Genomic DNA, 18,523 nt, shown 5'->3' with positions numbered 1-18,523 from the left:
CCCGGCCACCCAACGGCAGTATCATATGGGAGGCCGGGTGGGGGAGCGGGCCGGTGCCGTTCTTCCCAAGCAAAAAACCACACGTCCCACGGCGCGCAACACCACTCTCACGCGCCCCCGACGATTTGCACCGCCCGCGCCGCTCGGATAGGGCCGGCGCGACACGACCCACGACACAGGATTCCGACCCGCCATGTCGAGTGCCGATCTCAAGACCCTTGTCCTCATCCGCCACGGCCAGTCGGCCTGGAATCTGGAAAACCGCTTCACCGGCTGGTGGGATGTCGACCTGACCGAGCTGGGCGTGGCCGAGGCGCGCGCCGCGGGTGAGCTGATGGCCGCCAAGGGGCTGGATTTCGACTGCTGCTTCACCAGCCTGCAGACCCGCGCGATCAAGACGCTCAACCTCGCGCTCGAGGCGATGGGCCGGCTGTGGCTGCCGGTCGAGAAGGACTGGCGGCTCAACGAGCGCCATTATGGCGGGCTGACCGGGCTGGACAAGGCCGAGACGGCGGCGCGCCACGGCGACGAGCAGGTGAAGATCTGGCGGCGCAGCTTCGACATCCCGCCGCCGCCGCTGGAGCCGGGCAGCGCGTTCGACCTGTCGGCCGACCGCCGCTATGCCGGCATCGCGGTGCCGGCAACCGAAAGCCTGAAGGACACCATCGCCCGCGTGCTGCCCTATTTTCAGGCGCGCATCGCGCCCGAACTGGCCGCCGGGCGGCGCGTGCTGATTTCCGCGCATGGCAATTCGCTGCGCGCGCTGGTCAAGCATCTGTCGGGCATTTCGGATGCCGACATCACCGGCCTCGAAATCCCGACCGGCCAGCCCATCGTCTTCCGGCTCGACAATGATCTGCGCCCGGTCGAGCGCTATTATCTGAGCGAGCGCTGACGGCCCGTCCCAACCCCCGACCTGCATTGCCATGGCCGGGGGCGTGGATAGAAGCCGGGCTCCGGGTGAAAGGGGCAGAAATGGCGGACACAGCGCCGGTGATCGGCATCATCATGGGCAGCCAGTCCGACTGGGAGACGATGCGCCATGCCGCCGACACGCTGACCGCGCTCGGCATCGCGCATGAATGCCGGATCGTGTCGGCGCACCGCACGCCCGAGCGGCTTTACGATTATGCCCGCGCCGCATCCGGCCGGGGGCTGCGCGCGATCATCGCCGGGGCCGGCGGGGCCGCGCACCTGCCCGGCATGGCCGCGTCGATGACGCCGGTGCCGGTGCTGGGCGTGCCGGTTGAATCCAAGGCGCTGTCGGGGCTCGACAGCCTGTTGTCGATCGTCCAGATGCCCGGCGGCATCCCGGTCGGCACCTTCGCGATCGGCAAGCCCGGCGCGATCAACGCCGCGCTGTTTGCCGCCGCGATGCTTGCCGGCACCGCCCCCGAAGTGGCGGAGCGGCTGGACCGCTGGCGCCGCGACCAGACCGACGCGGTCGCGGTCGAGCCGGCATGATCCTCGCGCCCGGCGGCACGATCGGCATATTGGGCGGCGGCCAGCTTGGCCGGATGCTGGCGATCGCGGCAGCCGAGCTTGGCTATCGCACCCATATCTACGCCCCCGAGGCGAGCGGCCCGGCCACCGAGGTGGCCGCCGGCTGGACCCAGGCCGGTTATGACGATGCCGACGCGCTCGCCCGCTTTGCCGGCGAAGTGGGCGTCGTCACCTATGAGTTTGAAAATGTGCCGCCCGCGGCACTCGACCTGCTGGCGCCGCTGGTGCCCATCCGCCCCGGGCGGCGCGCGCTCGAAGTGGCGCGGACGCGGCATTCGGAAAAGGCGCTGGTCGCAGCGCTTGGCGGGCGCACCGCGCCGTTCCGCATCGTCGAGGATCTGGACGGGCTGCACGCCGCTTTTGCCGCGATCGGCGCGCCGGCGATCCTCAAGACCAGCTCGCTCGGCTATGACGGCAAGGGGCAGGTTCGGCTCGGCCCCGATGCCAATCTGGCCGCCGCCTGGGACGCGATCGGGCGGGTGCCGTCGATCCTTGAGGGGTTTGTCACCTTCTTTGCCGAATATTCGGTGATCCTGTGCCGCGCCGCCGACGGCACGGTCGCGGTGTGGGACACGCCCCACAATGTCCACCGCGACGGCATCCTCGACACCTCGCACGTGCCGGCACCTTCGGCGGTGCTGGCCCAGGCCGATGCGGCGGTCGCGCTCGCCCGGCAGGTGGCGGCGGAGCTCGATTATGTCGGCGTGCTGACGCTCGAATTCTTCGCGACCGCCGACGGGCCGGTGTTCAACGAAATGGCCCCGCGCGTGCACAATAGCGGCCACTGGACGATCGAAGGCGCGGTCACGTCGCAGTTCGAAAACCATGTCCGCGCGGTGTGCGGCCTGCCGCTGGGTGCCACGGGGCTGACCGGGCAGAGCGCCCAGATGCTCAACCTGATCGGCGCGGACGCCGACAAATGGCCCGAAATCCTCGCCGATCCGGCGGCCAAGCTGCACCTTTACGGCAAGACCGTGCGCCCGGGCCGCAAAATGGGACATGTGACGCGCGTGACCCGCTGAGCGGGTTTGTTGCGGTGCGGGTTTCTTTGCGCGCCTCACGGCGCGGGGGCGGCACCGGCCCGCTCCCCCACCCGGCCACCCATATGATACTGCCGTTGGGTGGCCGGGTGGGGGAGCGGGCCGGTGCCGCGACAAACACCAAAACTCCCGGTGCCGCGACCGCGCCGTGAGGCGCGCAAAAAACAACCCCTTTCCCCGCCTGGCGGGGAAAGGGGGAATATCCGGTCAGCCGCGGCGGGTGCCGGTCATCGGGAAGCTGCCGAACGCGCCGGCGCTCACCTGAGCATTCAGCGTGTCGCCATCGACAGTGCCGGTGCAGGTCAGCGTCATCGGCATCGGCACCTTCATGTCCATCTTCCAGGTCAGGGTGTTGCCGTCGATCTTGCCGTCGGCGACCTCGAGGGTGCCGGTCGGGCCGGCATTGCTGCCGGTGAAGGTGTCGCCGTCGGTCTTGATCGTGAACACCGACTTCTGCTCACCCAGCGGCGACTTGGTGATGCAATCCCATTCGCCATCGATCTGCGACATTCTCTCTCTCCTTGAATCGGGTCTTACTGCGCGCCGGGCGCGGTCCTGACCTCCACGGGCAGGCCAAGGCTGTCAAGCTGCGGCTTGACCCGCGCCGCCTCGCCCACCACGACCCAGACGAACTTCGACGGATCGAGCACGCCGCGGATCGCCTGATCCATCGCCGGGCCGGTCAGCGCGCGATATTTGGCGGCGACGGTTTCGTAATAATTGTCCGGCCGGCCGAACAGCACATTGGTCTGCATCGCGCCGAGCACGTCGCCGCCAGTCTCGAAGCTGCCGGGCAGTTCGCGGACAAAGCCGTTGATCGTGCGCTGGGTTTCCTCAGGCGTGACGCCCTTGCTGGTCAGGAACTCGGTGATGTCCTGGCGCAGCGCGGCGATCGCCTCCCCGGTCTTGTCGGCCTGGACTGGGGCGGAGATCAGATAGGGCACATTGTTGAGCAGCCGGTTGAAGCCGCCGCGCACGCCATAGGACCAGCCCTTGGTCTCGCGCAGGTCCATGTTGATGCGCGACAGGAAATTGCCGCCCAGCACGTCATTGGCCGACAGCACCGGCAGCAGCTCGTCCGCGCCCTTGAGCGAGGTCAGCTGCCCCGCATAGATCAGCGACTGGGGCGAACCCGGCCGGTCGACAAGGATGATGCGCGGCTGGGGCGCGGGCACGGCGACCGCGAAATCCTTGGTCGCGGCCGGGCCTTCGCCGCGCCAGCTGCCAAAGCCCGCCTCGAGCGCGGCGCGCACTTCGGCGAGCGGCCGGTCGGACACGACGAAGATCCGCGCCTTGTCGGGGCGCAGCCAGGCGCGCTGGAACCCGATCAGATCGTCACGGGTCAGCGCAGCGACACGGGCGGGATCGCCGCTGCCGCTCGCCGGCTTGCCATAAGGGTGGCCCGCGCCGAACAGCACCGGGGCCAGCGTGCGCTGGGCAAGGCCGCCGGGGCTTTTCAGCTCCTGCGCGATCCGCGCCAGCTGCTCGCCCTTGAGGCGCGTCACCTCGTCCGCCGCAAAGGCCGGGTTGCGGACGATGTCGGCGAGCAGGTCGATCGACGGCCGCAGATTGGCCGACAGCGCGAACAGCCCGATATTGGTGCGATCAAGCGAGGCCGAGCTGGTGATGTTGGCACCCAGCCGCTCCTTGGCCTCGGCGATCTGGATCGACGACCGGCTGGTCGTGCCTTCATCAAGCATGGCAAGCGTCAGCGCCTGCAACCCCAGCCGGTCGGCCGGATCGGCGGCGACGCCGGCATCGAAGCTGATCGTCAGCTGGGTGACGGGAACGGCGCTGCGCGCAGCATAGACGATCTCGATCCCGTTCGACAGCGTGGTGCGCTGCACATCGGGGAAATCGAGATCGGCGATCTGGCCGACGGGCGGCGGGGTCGAACGGTCGACCGCCGCCAGCGGCAGGCGCGACGGCGCGGCCTGGGGCTGGTCGCCCTCGGCCGGGGCGCGGTAATAGGCAGGCGCGAAGGTCGCGCCGCTGACGCCCTTGGCTTCCTCATAGGCCTCGCGCTTGCCGGGGACGACCGACAGCGCATAGACCGGACGGGTCAGCCATTTGCCCATCACCGCCTTGACCCGCGCCGGGGACACCGCCGCATAGGCGGCAAGCTGCTTTTTGTAAAAGGCCGGATCGCCGGCATAGAGCGCGCCTTCGGCCAGCGTCACCGCCTTGCCGCCGAAGCCGCCAACGGCTTCGAGCGCGGCGATCCGCCCCGATGCCTCGCGCGTCACCGCGCGCTGCACCTCGTCCGCCGTCGGGCCGGTGCGGATGAAATCGGCGATCAGCTGGTCAAGCTTGCGGCCGACCGCCTCGGCATCGACGCCCGGCTTCACATCGACCTGCACCTCGAAAAAGCCGAGCTGGGCGAATTGCTGATATTCAGCGCTCACCCGCACGGCGTCGCGGTCGCGGCGGACCAGCGCATTGTCGAGCCGCGAGCTGTCCAGCCCGCCCAGCACGACGGCGGCGACGTCGAGCGCCGGGGCGTCCTTGTCGGTCAGGCCCGGCACCGCCCATTGACGGTAGATCCGCGTCGTCGCGACATCGTCCTTCATCACCTCGTCGAGCCGGCTCTTGAGCGTCGGCACCGGCGCGGCGACGGCCTTTTGCTGCGGCCCGCGCGGAATGTCGCCGAAATATTTCTCGACCAGCGGGCGGGCGGTGGCCGCATCAATGTCGCCGGCCAGCACCAGCACGGCATTGTTCGGGCCATAATGGGTGCGGAACCAGGTCTTGACGTCCTCAAGGCTCGCCGCGTCCAGATCGGCCATCGAGCCGATCGTCGAATGGCCATAGGGATGGTCGGCGGGAATGAGCGCCCGCAGCTGCGCATATTCGACCAGGCCATAGGGCTGGTTGTCGCCCTGCCGCTTCTCGTTCTGGACGACGCCGCGCTGGTTATCGAGCTTCTCCTGCGTCACCGCGCCGAGCAAATGGCCCATGCGGTCGCTTTCCAGGAACAGCACCCGCTCGAGCGCCGGGGCGGGCACGGTCTCGAAATAATTGGTGCGATCAAACCAGGTGGTGCCGTTGAAATCGGTCGCGCCGATCTGCTGCAGCGGCTCGAAGAAGTCGCCGGGCGCGTTTTCGGAGCCGTTGAACATCAGATGTTCAAACAGATGGGCAAAGCCGGTCTTGCCCTTGGGCTCATGCTTGGACCCGACATCGTACCAGACCGAAACCGCGACAATCGGTGCCTTGCGGTCGGTGGAGACGATGACGCGCAGACCATTTGCCAGGGTGAAGCTTTCATGCGGGATCGACACCGTGTCGACAAGCGCGGCGACGGGCGCGGCCTGCTGGGCCTGAAGCGCGACCGGCTGGGCCGCGGAGGCGAGCAAAGCGGCCGCCAGCAGCATGAGGCGGGTCGAGGAACGCTTGGTCTGGGTCATGAAGACTCCCTGGATGCGGACGGGCACCGGGAACGGCCCGGTGCCTGATAAGGTCAGATACGGGGCAATGCGGGCCGGCGCGTCGCGCGCGGCAAGCTCCCCACCGGGCGCGATCCTAGCCGGGCAGCGCGCAAGGGCAAGGGGCGGCAGGCGGAGAATGCGGCACCGGGACCGGACGGCGCAGACCGGCCCGCCGCCGCCGGCTTCGATCAACGGCCGATGGGGATCGACCAACTGCACGCCGGCTTGTGCGCCCCGCCCCCGTGCCGCTGGCGGCTGTGGCGGGGCTTGGGCTAGGCTTGGCGCGACAACAGCGATTTCAGGGACAGGACATGCCGATCAGACGCCTCGCTCTTGCCATGACCAGCGCCGCCGCGCTCATGGCCGCCTTCACCCCGGCCAGCGCCGCCGAGCCCGAGTTCACCGCCGAACGGTTCCGCAGCCATGTCGATTTCCTGGCGAGCGACCTGCTCGAGGGGCGCGACACCGGCTCGCGCGGCTATGACATCGCCGCCTCCTATGTCGCCAATCAGTTTGCCGGGCTGGGGCTCGTCCCGGCGGGCGAAGGCACCGGCGCTGCCGGCTGGTATCAGAATGTGCCGTTCGTGACCGCGCTGCGCGCCGACGCCCCGACGCTCAGCATCGGCGGGGTCAGCTTCGATGCCGCCAAGCAGGCGGCGATCGGGCCGAGCACGCTGGCCGAGGCGCAGACGCTGACCGCCCAGGCGGTGTTTGTCGGCTTCGGCCTCGACGCGCCGGCGGCGGGCTTTGACGATTATCGCGGGCTCGACGTGCGCGGCAAATATGTCGTCGTCCTCGCCGGGTCACCCAAGGGCACGCCGAGCGAGATCGGCGCGCATCTGAACTCGATGAAGGCCCGCTTTGCCCAGGATCGCGGCGCGCGCGGCATCATCACCCTCCGCACGCTCGCCGACCAGAAGCGCTACGGCTTCGACGTGCTCGCCCACCGCGCGGGTGAGAAGTCGATCGGCTGGGCGCAGCCGGACGGCAAGGCCTTTGCCCTCGCGCCGGGGATCGAGATTGCCGCGACGCTCGACACCGCCCCGGCAGAGGCGCTGTTCGCCGGCGCGCGCCGGACGCTCGCCGATGTGCTGGCAGAGGCCGACAAGCAGGGCGGCCGCCCGCGCGGCTTCGCGCTCAAGCCCGAAGTATCGATCACGCGCCGGACCAGCCTGGGCAAGCTGTCGAGCACCAATGTCATCGGCATGATCCCCGGTTCGGATCCGGCGCTGGCGAATGAATATGTGCTGCTGACCGCGCATCTCGACCATGTCGGCACCGATCCGGCGCGCAAGGGCGACCAGATCTTCAACGGCGCGATGGACAATGCGACCGGCGTCGCCACGCTGATCGAGGTGGCGCGCGCTTTTGTGACCAGCGGGGTCAAGCCGCGCCGGCCGATCCTGCTCGCCGCGCTGACCGCCGAGGAAAAGGGCCTGCTGGGCGCCGAATATCTCGCCAAGCACCCGGTCGTCCCCGGCAAGGTGGTGGGCGTCGTCAACTTCGACATGCCGGTGCTGCTCTATGACTTCACCGACGTCATCGCCTTTGGCGCCAATCATTCGACGCTGGGTGATGCGGTCGCGCGGGCCGGCAGCGCGCTCGGCATCGCGCTCAGCCCCGATCCGCTGCCGCAGGAAGGGCTGTTCACCCGCTCGGATCATTACAAGTTCGTGCGCGAGGGCATTCCCTCGGTGTTCCTGATGACCGGCTTCGGCAATGGCGGCGACAAGCAGTTCACCAGCTTCCTGTCGACCCATTACCACAAGGTCAGCGACAGCCCGGCACTGCCGATCGACTGGGCGGCAGGGGCGAAGTTTGCAAAGATCAACTATCTGATCGCCAAGGAAATCGCCGATGCGCCCACAGCACCGGCCTGGAAGGCGGACAGCTTCTTCAAGCCCGCCGGGACCGCCCGTTAAGCCGCGCCCGATGGCGGGGCGCAGGCCGATGGCCGCGCCCCGCCATCGCTCCGGATCAGTCCCTATTTTGCCGCTGCCAATGCCCGGCCAGCATGTCGGCATCGCCATCTTGTGTTGCCAAATGGCAACACTACATGTGTCATCAGCGATCCGACAGGGGCCGATATGAACCTCGACAAATTCACCGACCGGGCGAAGGGCTTTCTCCAGGCGGCGCAGACCATCGCCATCCGGCTGAGCCATCAGCGCATCACGCCCGAACATCTGCTGAAGGCGCTGCTCGACGACAAGGAGGGCATGGCCGCCGGGCTGATCCGCAATGCGGGCGGCGATCCGGCGCTGGCGCTTGCCGAAACCGATGCCGCGCTGGCCAGGCTACCCGCCGTCTCCGGCTCGGGCGCGCAGGCGACGCCGGGCCTCGACAATGATGCGGTGCGCGTGCTCGATCAGGCCGAACAGGTCGCGCAAAAGGCCGGCGACAGCTTTGTCACGGTGGAGCGGCTGCTGCTGGCGCTGGCGCTCTCCACGACCACTGCGGCGGGCAAGGCGCTCGCCAAGGCCGGAGTCGGGGCCGAGGCGCTCAACACGGCGATCAACGCGCTGCGCGGCGGGCGCAGCGCCGACACCGCATCGGCCGAGGACCGGTATGATGCGCTCAAGAAGTTCGCCCGCGACCTGACCGAGGCGGCGCGCGAGGGCAAGCTCGACCCGGTGATCGGCCGCGACGAGGAAATCCGCCGCACGATCCAGATCCTTGCCCGGCGGACCAAGAACAACCCGGTGCTGATCGGCGAACCGGGCACGGGCAAGACCGCGATCGCCGAAGGGCTGGCGCTGCGCATCGCCAATGGCGACGTGCCCGACGGGATCAAGGACCGGCGGCTGATGGCGCTCGACATGGGCGCGCTGATCGCCGGGGCCAAATATCGCGGCGAGTTCGAGGAACGGCTGAAGGGCGTGCTCGACGAGGTGCGCCAGGCCGAAGGCGACATCATCCTGTTCATCGACGAGATGCACACGCTGATCGGCGCGGGCAAATCGGAAGGCGCGATGGATGCCGGCAATCTTCTGAAGCCCGCGCTGGCCCGTGGCGAGCTGCACTGCATCGGCGCGACCACGCTCGATGAATATCGCAAATATGTCGAGAAGGACCCGGCGCTGCAGCGGCGTTTCCAGCCGGTGTTCGTCGATGAACCGACGGTCGAGGACACGATCTCGATCCTGCGCGGGCTGAAGGAGAAATATGAGCTGCACCACGGGGTGCGCATCACCGACAGCGCGATCGTGGCGGCGGCGACGCTGTCCAACCGCTACATCACCGACCGCTTCCTGCCCGACAAGGCGATCGACCTGATGGACGAGGCCGCCTCGCGCCTGCGCATGGAGGTGGAGAGCAAGCCCGAGGAGATCGAGACGCTCGACCGGCGCATCATCCAGCTCAAGATCGAACGCGAGGCGCTGAAGAAGGAAAGCGACCAGGCCTCGCGCGACCGGCTGGCGGCGCTCGAGACGGAACTGGCCGGGCTGGAACGCCAATCGGCGGACCTGACCGGCCGCTGGCAGGCGGAAAAGGAAAAGATCGCCGGCGAGGCGCGGATCAAGGAACAGCTCGACCAGGCGCGGCTGCAGCTTGAACAGGCGCAGCGCGCCGGCGACCTCGCCCGTGCCGGCGAGCTGAGCTATGGCATCATTCCGGGGCTGGAAAAGCAGCTTGCCGATGCCCAGTCGGCCGCCGCCGGGGCGATGCTGCGCGAGGAGGTGACCGCCGACGACATTGCCGGCGTCGTGTCGCGCTGGACCGGCATTCCGGTCGACCGGATGCTCGAGGGCGAACGCGAAAAGCTGCTGCAGATGGAAAGCGTGCTGGCCAGGCGCGTGATCGGTCAGGCCGATGCGGTGCGCGCGGTGTCGACCGCCGTGCGCCGCGCGCGCGCCGGGCTGCAGGATCCCAACCGCCCGCTCGGCTCCTTCCTGTTCCTCGGCCCGACCGGCGTCGGCAAGACCGAGCTGACCAAGGCGCTGGCCGAGTTTCTGTTCGACGATGCCGCCGCGATGGTGCGCATCGACATGTCGGAGTTCATGGAAAAGCATTCGGTCGCGCGGCTGATCGGCGCGCCGCCGGGCTATGTCGGCTATGAAGAAGGCGGCGTGCTGACCGAGGCGGTCCGGCGGCGGCCCTATCAGGTCGTGCTGTTCGACGAGGTCGAGAAGGCGCATGGCGATGTGTTCAACATCCTGCTGCAGGTGCTGGACGATGGCCGGCTGACCGACGGCCAGGGCCGCACCGTGGACTTTTCGAACACGCTCATCATCCTGACCTCGAACCTTGGCAGCCAGTTCCTGAGCCAGGTGGCCGAGGACGAGGATGTGGCGAGCGTGGAGCCGCAGGTGATGGAGATCGTGCGCGGGCATTTCCGCCCGGAATTCCTCAACCGGCTTGACGAGATCATCCTGTTCCACCGCCTCGGCCAGCAGCATATGGGGCCGATCGTCGACATCCAGGTCGGCCGGGTCGGCCGGCTGCTCGCGGACCGCAAGATCAGGCTCGACCTGACCGACGCGGCGCGCGCATGGCTGGGCCGGGTCGGCTATGACCCGATCTATGGTGCCCGCCCGCTCAAGCGCGCGGTGCAGCGCCATCTGCAGGATCCGCTTGCCGAAATGATCCTGAGCGGCGCGGTGCGCGACGGCGCAACGGTGAAGGTCGATGAAGGCGACGGGCGGCTGAACCTGATGGTGGGCTGAGGCGCCACACCGGATGCCGGGCCGGTTGATGGTGGCATCACCGGCCCGGCCATGCCAAAAACGGCGCGATGCAGATATCTTCGTCTCTTCTTCTGACCCAGGCCGACCGCGACCTGCATGCCGGGCGCCTTGACGCGGCGATTGCCGCCTATCGTCAGGCGCTTGCCGGGGGGACCGGGCGCCGGATGCGTGGTTCAACCTTGGCTATGCGCTGCGCCATACGCGGCGGTTCGGCGCGGCGCTCGACGCCTATGGCACGGCAATCGCCCAGGGCGTGGCGCGGGCCGAGGAAGTGCATCTCAACCGGGCGGCGATCTTTTCCGAACAGCTGGCCGATCCGGCATCGGCCCGCGCCGAGCTGGAACGTGCGACGGCGCTTAATCCCGGTTTTGCTCTGGCCTGGCGCAACCTTGGCCAGCTGCACGAGGATGAGGGCCGGGCCGGCGAGGCGCGGGCCGCCTATCTGCGCGCGCTGGAGCTTGAACCGGGCAATGGGCACGATCTGGCCCGGATCGCCGGGCTGGACATTGTCGAGGGTCAGGCAGCGGCGGCGGCCGATGCGCTTGCCCGCCATCTCGCCGTGCCCGGCCTTGCGCCCGCCGATGAGGCCGAGTTGCTGTTCGCCCTTGGCGCCGCGCAGGACGCGCTCGGCGCGCACGCGGCCGCATTCGCGGCGCTGGCGCGGGGAAATGCCCTGGTCCGCCAGCAGATTCCGCCGGCGCTCCGCTATGACCGGCGGCGGCACGACGCGCTGATCGACGCGCTGATAGCGATGCCCCCGCTGCCCGGCCTTGCCCAGCCCGCGCCCCACCAGTCCGATCCGGCAAGCCCGTGTCCGGTGTTCATCTTCGGCCTGTTTCGTTCGGGATCGACGCTGGCCGAACAACTGCTCGCCCGGCACCCCGCAATCGCCTCGGCAGGGGAAATGGAGACGATCCCCGCGTTCGTCCATCAGCATCTGCAGCCTTATCCGGACCGGCTCGCACAGGCCGATCCTGCGCTGCTCGCCCGGCTGCGCGACGATTATCTGGCCGAACTGCGGCAGATCGGCGGGGGAGCACGCTTTGTCTGCGACAAGAGGTGCGACAATTTCCTGCATCTGGCGCTGCTGCGCACTCTGTTCCCCGAGGCGGTGTTCATCCACACGCGGCGGGACCGGCGTGACAACATGCTGTCGATCTTCAGCCTGAGGTTCGATGACAGCATCGCCTATGGCTGGGACCTCGGCGACATCCGCCACTGGATCGACGGGCATGACCGCCTGATGGCCCATTGGCACGACCGGTTCGGCGACACGGTGCTGACACTCGATTATGACGCGCTGGTGCAAGACCCTCGCGCGGTGATGGGTGACGTGATCGCACGGATGGGCCTTGGCTGGGACGAGGCGTGCCTGACGACAAGCGGCATTGACGCGCCGGTCCGCACCGCAAGCGCCTGGCAGGTGCGCCGCCCACTACATTCCCGGTCATCAGGGCGCTGGCGTGACTATGCGGCGATGCTGGCACCGGCCATTGACGGGCTGGGAGACCGGCCATGACCGCTCCGTCCATCGCCGAGGCGGCACGCGATGCCGGCTGGCTTGCCCACCGTTACGATCCGACGCGGGACGCCATCCATCTGACGCGCGTATCGCGCGCCGACCACCGGGCATCGACCTTCATCACCGATGACTATCTGCCGGCGGAGCGGGCGGTTCATGCCGTCGACCGCCGCGCGCTGGTGGCAGCAGTCCAGCCGGTGCGGCGGCCAGTTCACTTCATCTTCCATTCCGCCTTTTGCTGTTCGACACTCATCGCGCGGCTGCTCGATCATGACGGGGTGGCACTGGCGCTCAAGGAGCCGGTGCTGATCAACGATCTGGTCGGCTGGCGGCATCGCGGCGCCCAGCCACGGGCGGTGGCGGAGATGCTCGATCACGGGCTGACGCTGCTGGCGCGTGGTTTCGACCCCGCGGAATCGGTGGTGATCAAACCCGCCAATGTCATGTTCGGCCTCTACCGCGCGGCGCTGGCCATGCGGCCGGAGGCACAGGCGCTGTTCCTGCATGCGCCGCTGCCCATCTACCTGTCGTCGATCCTCAAAAAGGGGATGGAAGGGCGGCTGTGGGTCAGGACGCTGATCGGGATCCAGCGGCTTGACGGGCTACCCGCCAGGCTTGGCCTGGACGATCATGCGCTGCTGCACATGACCGACCTCCAGATCGCGGCGGCCGGCTGGCTGGCGCAGCATGCGCTGTTCCGCGACCTGCTGGCAGAGTTCGGTCCCGGCCGTGTGCGGACACTCGACAGCGAGGTGTTTCTGGACAGGCCGGCAGACGCGATTTCGGCGCTGGCCGGGCATTTCCGGCTGGGGCTCGACTCCGACCGGATTGCGGCCACACTCGCCGGTCCGGCGTTCAACACCGATTCCAAGCGCACGAGCGAGGGATTTTCACGGGCCGATCGACAGATCACCTATGACCGGGCGGCCGAACAACATCGTGACGAATATGACAAGGTGCTGGTCTGGGCCGACGCGGTCGCCCGCAATGCCGGCATTGCGCAGATCCTCGATCATCCGCTGATCTGACCGGCGCACGGCGCGCCCTGCTTCCTAATCGATAATCGGCCGTTGCCAGATGGCGACTGCGTATCGTCGTCTGCGCAGCGATCGGAGGAACCGGTCTGCTTCAGGAGCAGATCAAAAAAAGAGCGGGCCTTCCATCCGGAAGGCCCGCCCGTTCTTCACTCCGGCGTTGCCGGATTGGGTCAGAACTTGACGCGCGCAGTCGCGGCGAAGGTCCGGCCCAGCGCGTCATAGGTCGACGGGAAGGTGTTGCCGCTATTGTAAGCGGTGGCCCCGGCGTTCGACCCGACGATCGGCGGCTGCTTGTCGAACATGTTCAGCGCCGTCAGCGTCACGTCCAGATTGTCGCCAAGATCGAACCGGACCGACAGATCGAAATAGTTATATGCCGGGATACGGTTGAAGTTGACGCGCTGGCCAGCAACCGTGGTGTTGCCGGTGATCGCACCATTGAACAGCGTGCCGATGCCCGGCTCATACTGGATGGCGCTGATGTGACGCCACAGCAGCGACACGTCGACCATATCGAAGCTGAGGGTGGTGCGCTGGTTCCAGCTGAACTCCGGCTGCGGCGAACCGCTGGTCGGCGAGCAGTTGGTCGAATAGAAGCCGGCGCATTCACGGTTCAGACCGGTCGGCGACGCACGGAACTTGATCGACCGCGTCCAGTTGCCGTTGAACGACAGCGACAGCTTCGCGAAGTCGAGATCCGTGTTGTAGTTGACGCTGAGGTCGATCCCGTTCGTCGACAGACGGCCCAGGTTGGTCAGCGGCTGCGGCAGACCCAGCGTCGTCGCGGTCGAACCGCTCAGACGGCCATTGACCGGGTTGCGGCGGATGCTGGTGCAGGCCGCGCTGGTCACCGATGCTGCAGTCAGGTTGTTGAAGCAGGCACCGATCACGTCACCCGGGGTCGCCGCGGTGATCGCGCTGTTCACGACGATATTGTAATAATCGACCGTGACCGACAGGCCCGGAATCGCTTGGGGCTGGAGCACCACACCGATGGTGTAGGAGTCCGACTTTTCAGGCTGAATGTTCGGGTTGCCGCCACCCGTGCCATTGGCCTGACCGGCAGCCGGATCCTGGATGTTGTTGATGCCGGCAAGCGGCGCGCCCTGTGCAAGGCAGACGTCGCGCAGGATGCCCGTCGGGCCGGTGCTGCGCCGAATCGGCGGGTTCGACACGTCGAGCGAGGCGCAGGGATCGGTGACGAGGTTGGTCAGGCCGGTGACGACCGGCGCGAACAGTTCACCGATGTTCGGCGCACGCACGGCGCGCTGATAGTTACCGCGCAGCTTCAGACCTTCAACCGGGGTCCAGCTGCCGCCCGCCTTCCAGGTCGTGGCCTTGAAGCTCGGGTTGCTCGGCGCATCGACGGTGTAGGACGAGTAACGGATGCCGGCTTCGAGGGTCAGATCCTGGAAGAACGGCTTGTCCTGGACGAGCGGCGCGATGACTTCGCCGAACGCTTCATACACGTCATAACCACCGCGCAGCGGCAGAACCGCACCGCCTGCGCCGCCGAGTTCGCCCGGCTGCTGGGCAAGGAAGTCCGGCACGCGCGACGCGCGGTAGTTGCGATATTCGGCGCCGACCGCGAAGCCAATGGCGTCATTGGCCGACGGCAGCGCAACCCCGAAATCGCCCGACACCACGCCACGCACCTGCGCAAGCGCAGTGGTGAAGCTGATCTGGCTCTCACCCGAAAGGAACGCGGCGGCGCCCGGCGAGATCGAGCCGGCCGGCCCGAACAGGTTGAGCGGCGTGCACCCGTTGGCAGTGTTCGTGCAGGTGTTGACGTTGTTGGCGTTCAGCGCCTGCTGGACGCGCGAGCGAAGCACATAACCCGACTGGGTCTGGTCATTCTCGCTCTGACCGTAAGAAGCCGAAACATCCGCCTTGATCGTGTCGGTCACGTCAACCCGGACACCGGCACGATAATCGAACACCTGAGTGACGAAGGTGCTGATGCGCGGCCCGAGTTCCACGGTACGGCGATAGACGGCCGGGATCGGGATCGCAGTCGTCGACGTGGGGGTGCAGGCCGAAGCCGCAATGCCCGCCGCGCTGCAGAGCTGATTACGGATCCCAGTGGTCAGGAACGGATTGTTCGCCGGGATGCTCAGCGCCTCGCCGAAGATGCCCGACGGCGCAATGATCGTCTGGACCGTGTTCTTCGAATACAGCGCGCGACCATAGACTTCAACGCCATCGGCAATCTCGTAATTGCCCTGGGTGAAGACGTTGAACCGCTGGAACGGCGTCTGGAAGATGTTGAACGGGTTGAAGTTGAAGTCCTGATAGGCCGGGACGAGCGACGCACCATCCGGCGAAACCTGCTGCTGCGGCAGACCGGTCAGCGCAAAGGACGACGGCACCGAGGTCGGCGAGCCGCCGGCGGCGCGGCCGCTGGTCGAGCTGATGCCGAAGCGCGAGAAACCGCGCGCGCCCTGATAGACCGGATCGGCTTCCTGATAGCCGATGCTGAACACGACGTTGCCGCGGCCATCGTCGAGGCTCGCACCCATCGTCAGGTCGGCGCGCAGATAGTTGCCGTCACCGCGCTCGGTGATCTGGTTCGAGAGGTTGAGCTCGACCCCCGTGAAGTCACGCTTGGTGATGAAGTTGACAACACCCGAAACGGCGTCGGCGCCGTAGGTGGTCGACGCGCCGCCGGTGAGGATCTGGGTCGACTCGATCAGCGCGACCGGAATGATGTTGAGGTCGACCGCGCCGCCCTGGTTCGCCGGGGTGACCCGGTCGCCATCGAGCAGCACGAGGTTACGGTTGGTGCCCAGGCCGCGCAGGTTGACGAACGCCGCGCCGCCATTGCCGTTGTTGACCGCGGAGCCGATGCTGGGCGTGACACCCGGCAGCTGGCGGAGAAGCTGCTCGGCGGTGTTGGTGTTACGGAACAGGGCTTCTTCGCTGCCGATCGAGGTGACGGGCGACGACGCCTCAAGATTCGGGTTGGCGATGAGCGAGCCGGTGACGACGATGGTATCGTCCTTTTCCGTCTCGGCGGTCTGGGCGTCCTGCGCGAAAGCGGCCGTGCTGAGCATCGAGGCGCCGATCAGCACCGTGGATGCAAGCAGGCGCCGACGAAGAGCAAGCTGCATAATATCTTTTCCCCTTTGCGGTGGCCGGTTCGCCCGGTCCACACATGGTCCATAGCTACAAAAAGATGAGCTATCGCGCCAGTGGATAGGCGATTTCGGGCGCAGGAAACAATGTTGGCGCAATAAAATAATCTCGTTTCTGGCAGACTGTAGCAAAACGGACACACCGCCCCGCCACGCCCGCGCTTGCGCCCCGCCCGGGCACCCCGTTATGCCGGGCGGGCCGGTAGCAGGCCTCCGGCGGATGGTTTTTCGGGAGGGGTTCATGGCACGTCCGGCACGGGTGCGGCCGATCGGGAATGCGGTGCTGGCAGCGGGGCTGCTGGTCGCCATTCCGGCACAGGCGCAGGATTCGGGTGCCGGAGGGCCGCAGCCGGCGGCGCTGCGCGACCTGCAGGCCTGCCGCTCGCTGTCCGACAATGCCCGGCGGCTCGCCTGTTATGACGCGGCGGCAGAGAATCTGTCCCGCTCGGTCGAGACGCGCGAGCTGCTGGTCCTCGACAAGCAGGAGGTGCGCAAGACCCGCCGGTCGCTGTTCGGCTTTGCCCTGCCCAACCTGTCGCTGTTCGGCGACCGTCCGGACGCGGCCGGCAAGAAGGACAAGCCGGATGCGGGCGAAGAAGCCTTTACCGAGCTGACGAGCAAGGTCGTGACCGTGACCGTCGTGCCGCGCGGCTATGTGCGCTTCACGATCGAGGATGGCGCGGTGTGGCAGACGAGCGAGCCCATCACCTTCCCGCCCAAGGCCGGGGAGGCGGTGACGATCCGCAAGGCGGCGCTGGGCAGTTACTTCATCCGCTTCGGCAAGGCCCGCGCGGTCAAGGGGATGCGGGTCGGCTAGCGCGTTTTCGAGCCGGGTGGACTCGCCCCGTGGCCCGGAAACCGCGGTAAAACAAAGGCCTTGAGCGGCGGAGCCGACGCAATCGGATCGGCGGTCAGCGCGGCGGCGCGGCGGGATCGATCAGCGTCGCCGGGTCCACCCGCGCGCCGCGCCATTTGACCGCCCAGTGCAGATGCGGCCCGGTGACCCGGCCGGAGGCACCGATCGCGCCGATGCGCTGGCCGCGCCGCACCGCCTCGCCCTCGCGCACATCGATGGCCGACAGATGCAGGAACGCGCTGTTGAGGCCCATGCCATGATCGATGATGACCAGCCGCCCCTCGAGCGTGAACGGCACGGGCGTGGCCAGCACGACGACACCGTCGGCGGGCGCCGTCACCGGCGCGCCCGCGCCGCCGGCCAGATCAAGGCCCGAATGATAGGCCCCGGCCTCGCCGCCGCGATAGAAACGCTGCGCGCCGAACCGCCCGCTCAGCCGCCCCGGCGCGGGCCAGAAAAAGCCCTGACGCCAGCCGCCGCTGCCGGTGTCGACCGCGCGGGCGGCGGCGATGCGCGCCAGCTCCGGCGCGCGCATCCGCGCGAACTCGGCATCGGGCACCGCCGGGCGGCGCGGCGTGTCGACATGCTCGATCGGCCAGGCGAAGGGCGCGACGTCGATCATGCGCGACACCTGCCCGCCCCCGCCAGCTCGGCGACGAGCAGCGCGCGTGGCGGGGCATCGCGGTCCAGCCCGATCAGGAAGCGGCCATCACCGGCAAGCGGCAGGGGCTCGCCGTCGAGCAGCAGCCGCTCCGTCCCCGGCGGCGCAAAGCCGCGCACCACCGCGCCCTGACGGGGCGCGGCATCGAGCATGATGTCCCCAACCGGCGCGGCGGGAAAGGCGGCCGGGGCAGACCCTCCGGCTGAAGCGGGGGCGCAGCAGGCGGCGCGGTGCGCGTGCCGCCGGGCGCGACACAGGCGGTGAGGGCAAGCGCGAGCAGAGCCGGGGCCAGCGGGACGGGGCTGGGAAAGATGGGGTTGGGCAGGATTGCGGCATGCCGAAACACCGCCGCCAGCCGCCCCGCGCCCGCCATGCGCCGCACGCCGCCCCTCACGCCACCGTCATCATTTGGGAGCGAGCGCCCGGGTCGCCAGCTCCGCGCTGGCATAGGGTTCCTGGCGCTCGACCGACCAGTAGCGCAGCTCGTCGAGCGCGATCTTCTCGCCGGACAGGGCGCACAGCACATGGTCGCCCTGCGCGAGAATGCGGAAGCCATTGGCCATATAATGCAGCCGGGCCGGCTGGTTGCGGTTGAACATCAGCATCGTTTTCAACGCTTTCATCTTGCGATCAAGGCCGGACCGGCCCCGGTCA

Annotated in this window: 14 protein-coding genes; 8 read left to right on the top strand and 6 right to left on the bottom strand. The window is 68.0% G+C overall.

Annotated elements, in window-relative coordinates:
• The first annotated feature begins 193 nt into the window (after positions 1-193).
• The 3 genes from gpmA to GVO57_RS05420 all read left to right on the top strand — a co-directional run bounded on the left by gpmA (position 194) and on the right by GVO57_RS05420 (position 2,525).
• Positions 194-895: a 2,3-diphosphoglycerate-dependent phosphoglycerate mutase gene (gene gpmA, locus GVO57_RS05430; RefSeq protein ID WP_160592308.1), complete on the top strand. Its 702-nt coding sequence runs from the start codon at positions 194-196 to the stop codon at positions 893-895.
• An 80-nt stretch (positions 896-975) separates the two neighbouring features.
• Positions 976-1,464, top strand: a complete 489-nt coding sequence (purE, locus tag GVO57_RS05425) for a 5-(carboxyamino)imidazole ribonucleotide mutase (RefSeq protein WP_160592307.1) — start codon at positions 976-978, stop codon at positions 1,462-1,464.
• Complete coding sequence (locus GVO57_RS05420) at positions 1,461-2,525, top strand: 5-(carboxyamino)imidazole ribonucleotide synthase (protein ID WP_160592306.1); 1,065 nt, start codon at positions 1,461-1,463, stop codon at positions 2,523-2,525. Before purE ends, GVO57_RS05420 begins: the two co-directional genes overlap by 4 nt.
• Positions 2,526-2,750: 225 nt before the next feature.
• Here GVO57_RS05420 and GVO57_RS05415 read toward each other — a convergent pair whose 3' ends face one another.
• Both GVO57_RS05415 and GVO57_RS05410 read right to left on the bottom strand, forming a co-directional pair.
• The gene (locus GVO57_RS05415; protein WP_160592305.1) at positions 2,751-3,053 is read right to left on the bottom strand and encodes a hypothetical protein; all 303 of its coding nucleotides are present in this window, start codon (positions 3,051-3,053) and stop codon (positions 2,751-2,753) included.
• A gap of 23 nt (positions 3,054-3,076) precedes the next feature.
• On the bottom strand, positions 3,077-5,950 hold the full coding sequence (locus GVO57_RS05410) for a M16 family metallopeptidase (protein WP_160592304.1): 2,874 nt from the start codon (positions 5,948-5,950) through the stop codon (positions 3,077-3,079).
• A gap of 332 nt (positions 5,951-6,282) precedes the next feature.
• Between GVO57_RS05410 and GVO57_RS05405 the strand changes: the two genes are divergently transcribed.
• The 4 genes from GVO57_RS05405 (at position 6,283) to GVO57_RS05390 (ending at position 13,209) form a co-directional block, all read left to right on the top strand.
• A complete protein-coding gene (locus tag GVO57_RS05405; RefSeq protein ID WP_160592303.1) occupies positions 6,283-7,893 on the top strand; it encodes a M28 family metallopeptidase in 1,611 nt (536 codons plus the stop codon).
• Positions 7,894-8,058: 165 nt separating this feature from the next.
• On the top strand, positions 8,059-10,638 hold the full coding sequence (gene clpB / locus GVO57_RS05400; RefSeq protein ID WP_160592302.1) for an ATP-dependent chaperone ClpB: 2,580 nt from the start codon (positions 8,059-8,061) through the stop codon (positions 10,636-10,638).
• Positions 10,639-10,912: 274 nt separating this feature from the next.
• Positions 10,913-12,178, top strand: coding sequence for a tetratricopeptide repeat-containing sulfotransferase family protein (locus GVO57_RS05395; protein WP_160592301.1), 1,266 nt, complete (start codon positions 10,913-10,915; stop codon positions 12,176-12,178).
• Positions 12,175-13,209, top strand: coding sequence for a hypothetical protein (locus GVO57_RS05390; RefSeq protein ID WP_160592300.1), 1,035 nt, complete (start codon positions 12,175-12,177; stop codon positions 13,207-13,209). Before GVO57_RS05395 ends, GVO57_RS05390 begins: the two co-directional genes overlap by 4 nt.
• Before the next feature lie 179 nt (positions 13,210-13,388).
• On the opposite strand, the gene GVO57_RS05385 is transcribed toward GVO57_RS05390, so the two are convergent.
• Positions 13,389-16,328: a TonB-dependent receptor domain-containing protein gene (locus tag GVO57_RS05385; RefSeq protein WP_160593840.1), complete on the bottom strand. Its 2,940-nt coding sequence runs from the start codon at positions 16,326-16,328 to the stop codon at positions 13,389-13,391.
• Between the two features lie 265 nt (positions 16,329-16,593).
• On the opposite strand from GVO57_RS05385, the gene GVO57_RS05380 reads away from it, so the two are divergent.
• Complete coding sequence (locus GVO57_RS05380) at positions 16,594-17,169, top strand: hypothetical protein (protein WP_160592299.1); 576 nt, start codon at positions 16,594-16,596, stop codon at positions 17,167-17,169.
• Positions 17,170-17,263: 94 nt separating this feature from the next.
• On the opposite strand, the gene GVO57_RS05375 is transcribed toward GVO57_RS05380, so the two are convergent.
• The 3 genes from GVO57_RS05375 to GVO57_RS05370 form a co-directional block, all read right to left on the bottom strand.
• Positions 17,264-17,830 (bottom strand): M23 family metallopeptidase, encoded by a 567-nt coding sequence (locus GVO57_RS05375; protein ID WP_233281484.1) that lies wholly within the window; start codon positions 17,828-17,830, stop codon positions 17,264-17,266.
• A complete protein-coding gene (locus GVO57_RS14835) occupies positions 17,827-18,021 on the bottom strand; it encodes a hypothetical protein (protein WP_233281483.1) in 195 nt (64 codons plus the stop codon). Before GVO57_RS14835 ends, GVO57_RS05375 begins: the two co-directional genes overlap by 4 nt.
• Before the next feature lie 252 nt (positions 18,022-18,273).
• On the bottom strand, positions 18,274-18,474 hold the full coding sequence (locus tag GVO57_RS05370) for a DUF2093 domain-containing protein (protein WP_160593839.1): 201 nt from the start codon (positions 18,472-18,474) through the stop codon (positions 18,274-18,276).
• Between the last annotated feature and the right edge of the window lie 49 nt (positions 18,475-18,523).

Origin of the sequence: Sphingomonas changnyeongensis (assembly GCF_009913435.1) — a bacterium.
GTDB lineage: Bacteria > Pseudomonadota > Alphaproteobacteria > Sphingomonadales > Sphingomonadaceae > Sphingomonas_B > Sphingomonas_B changnyeongensis.
The sequence above is the reverse complement of the archived record's forward strand: the minus strand, read 5'-3'. Positions and strand labels throughout refer to the sequence as shown.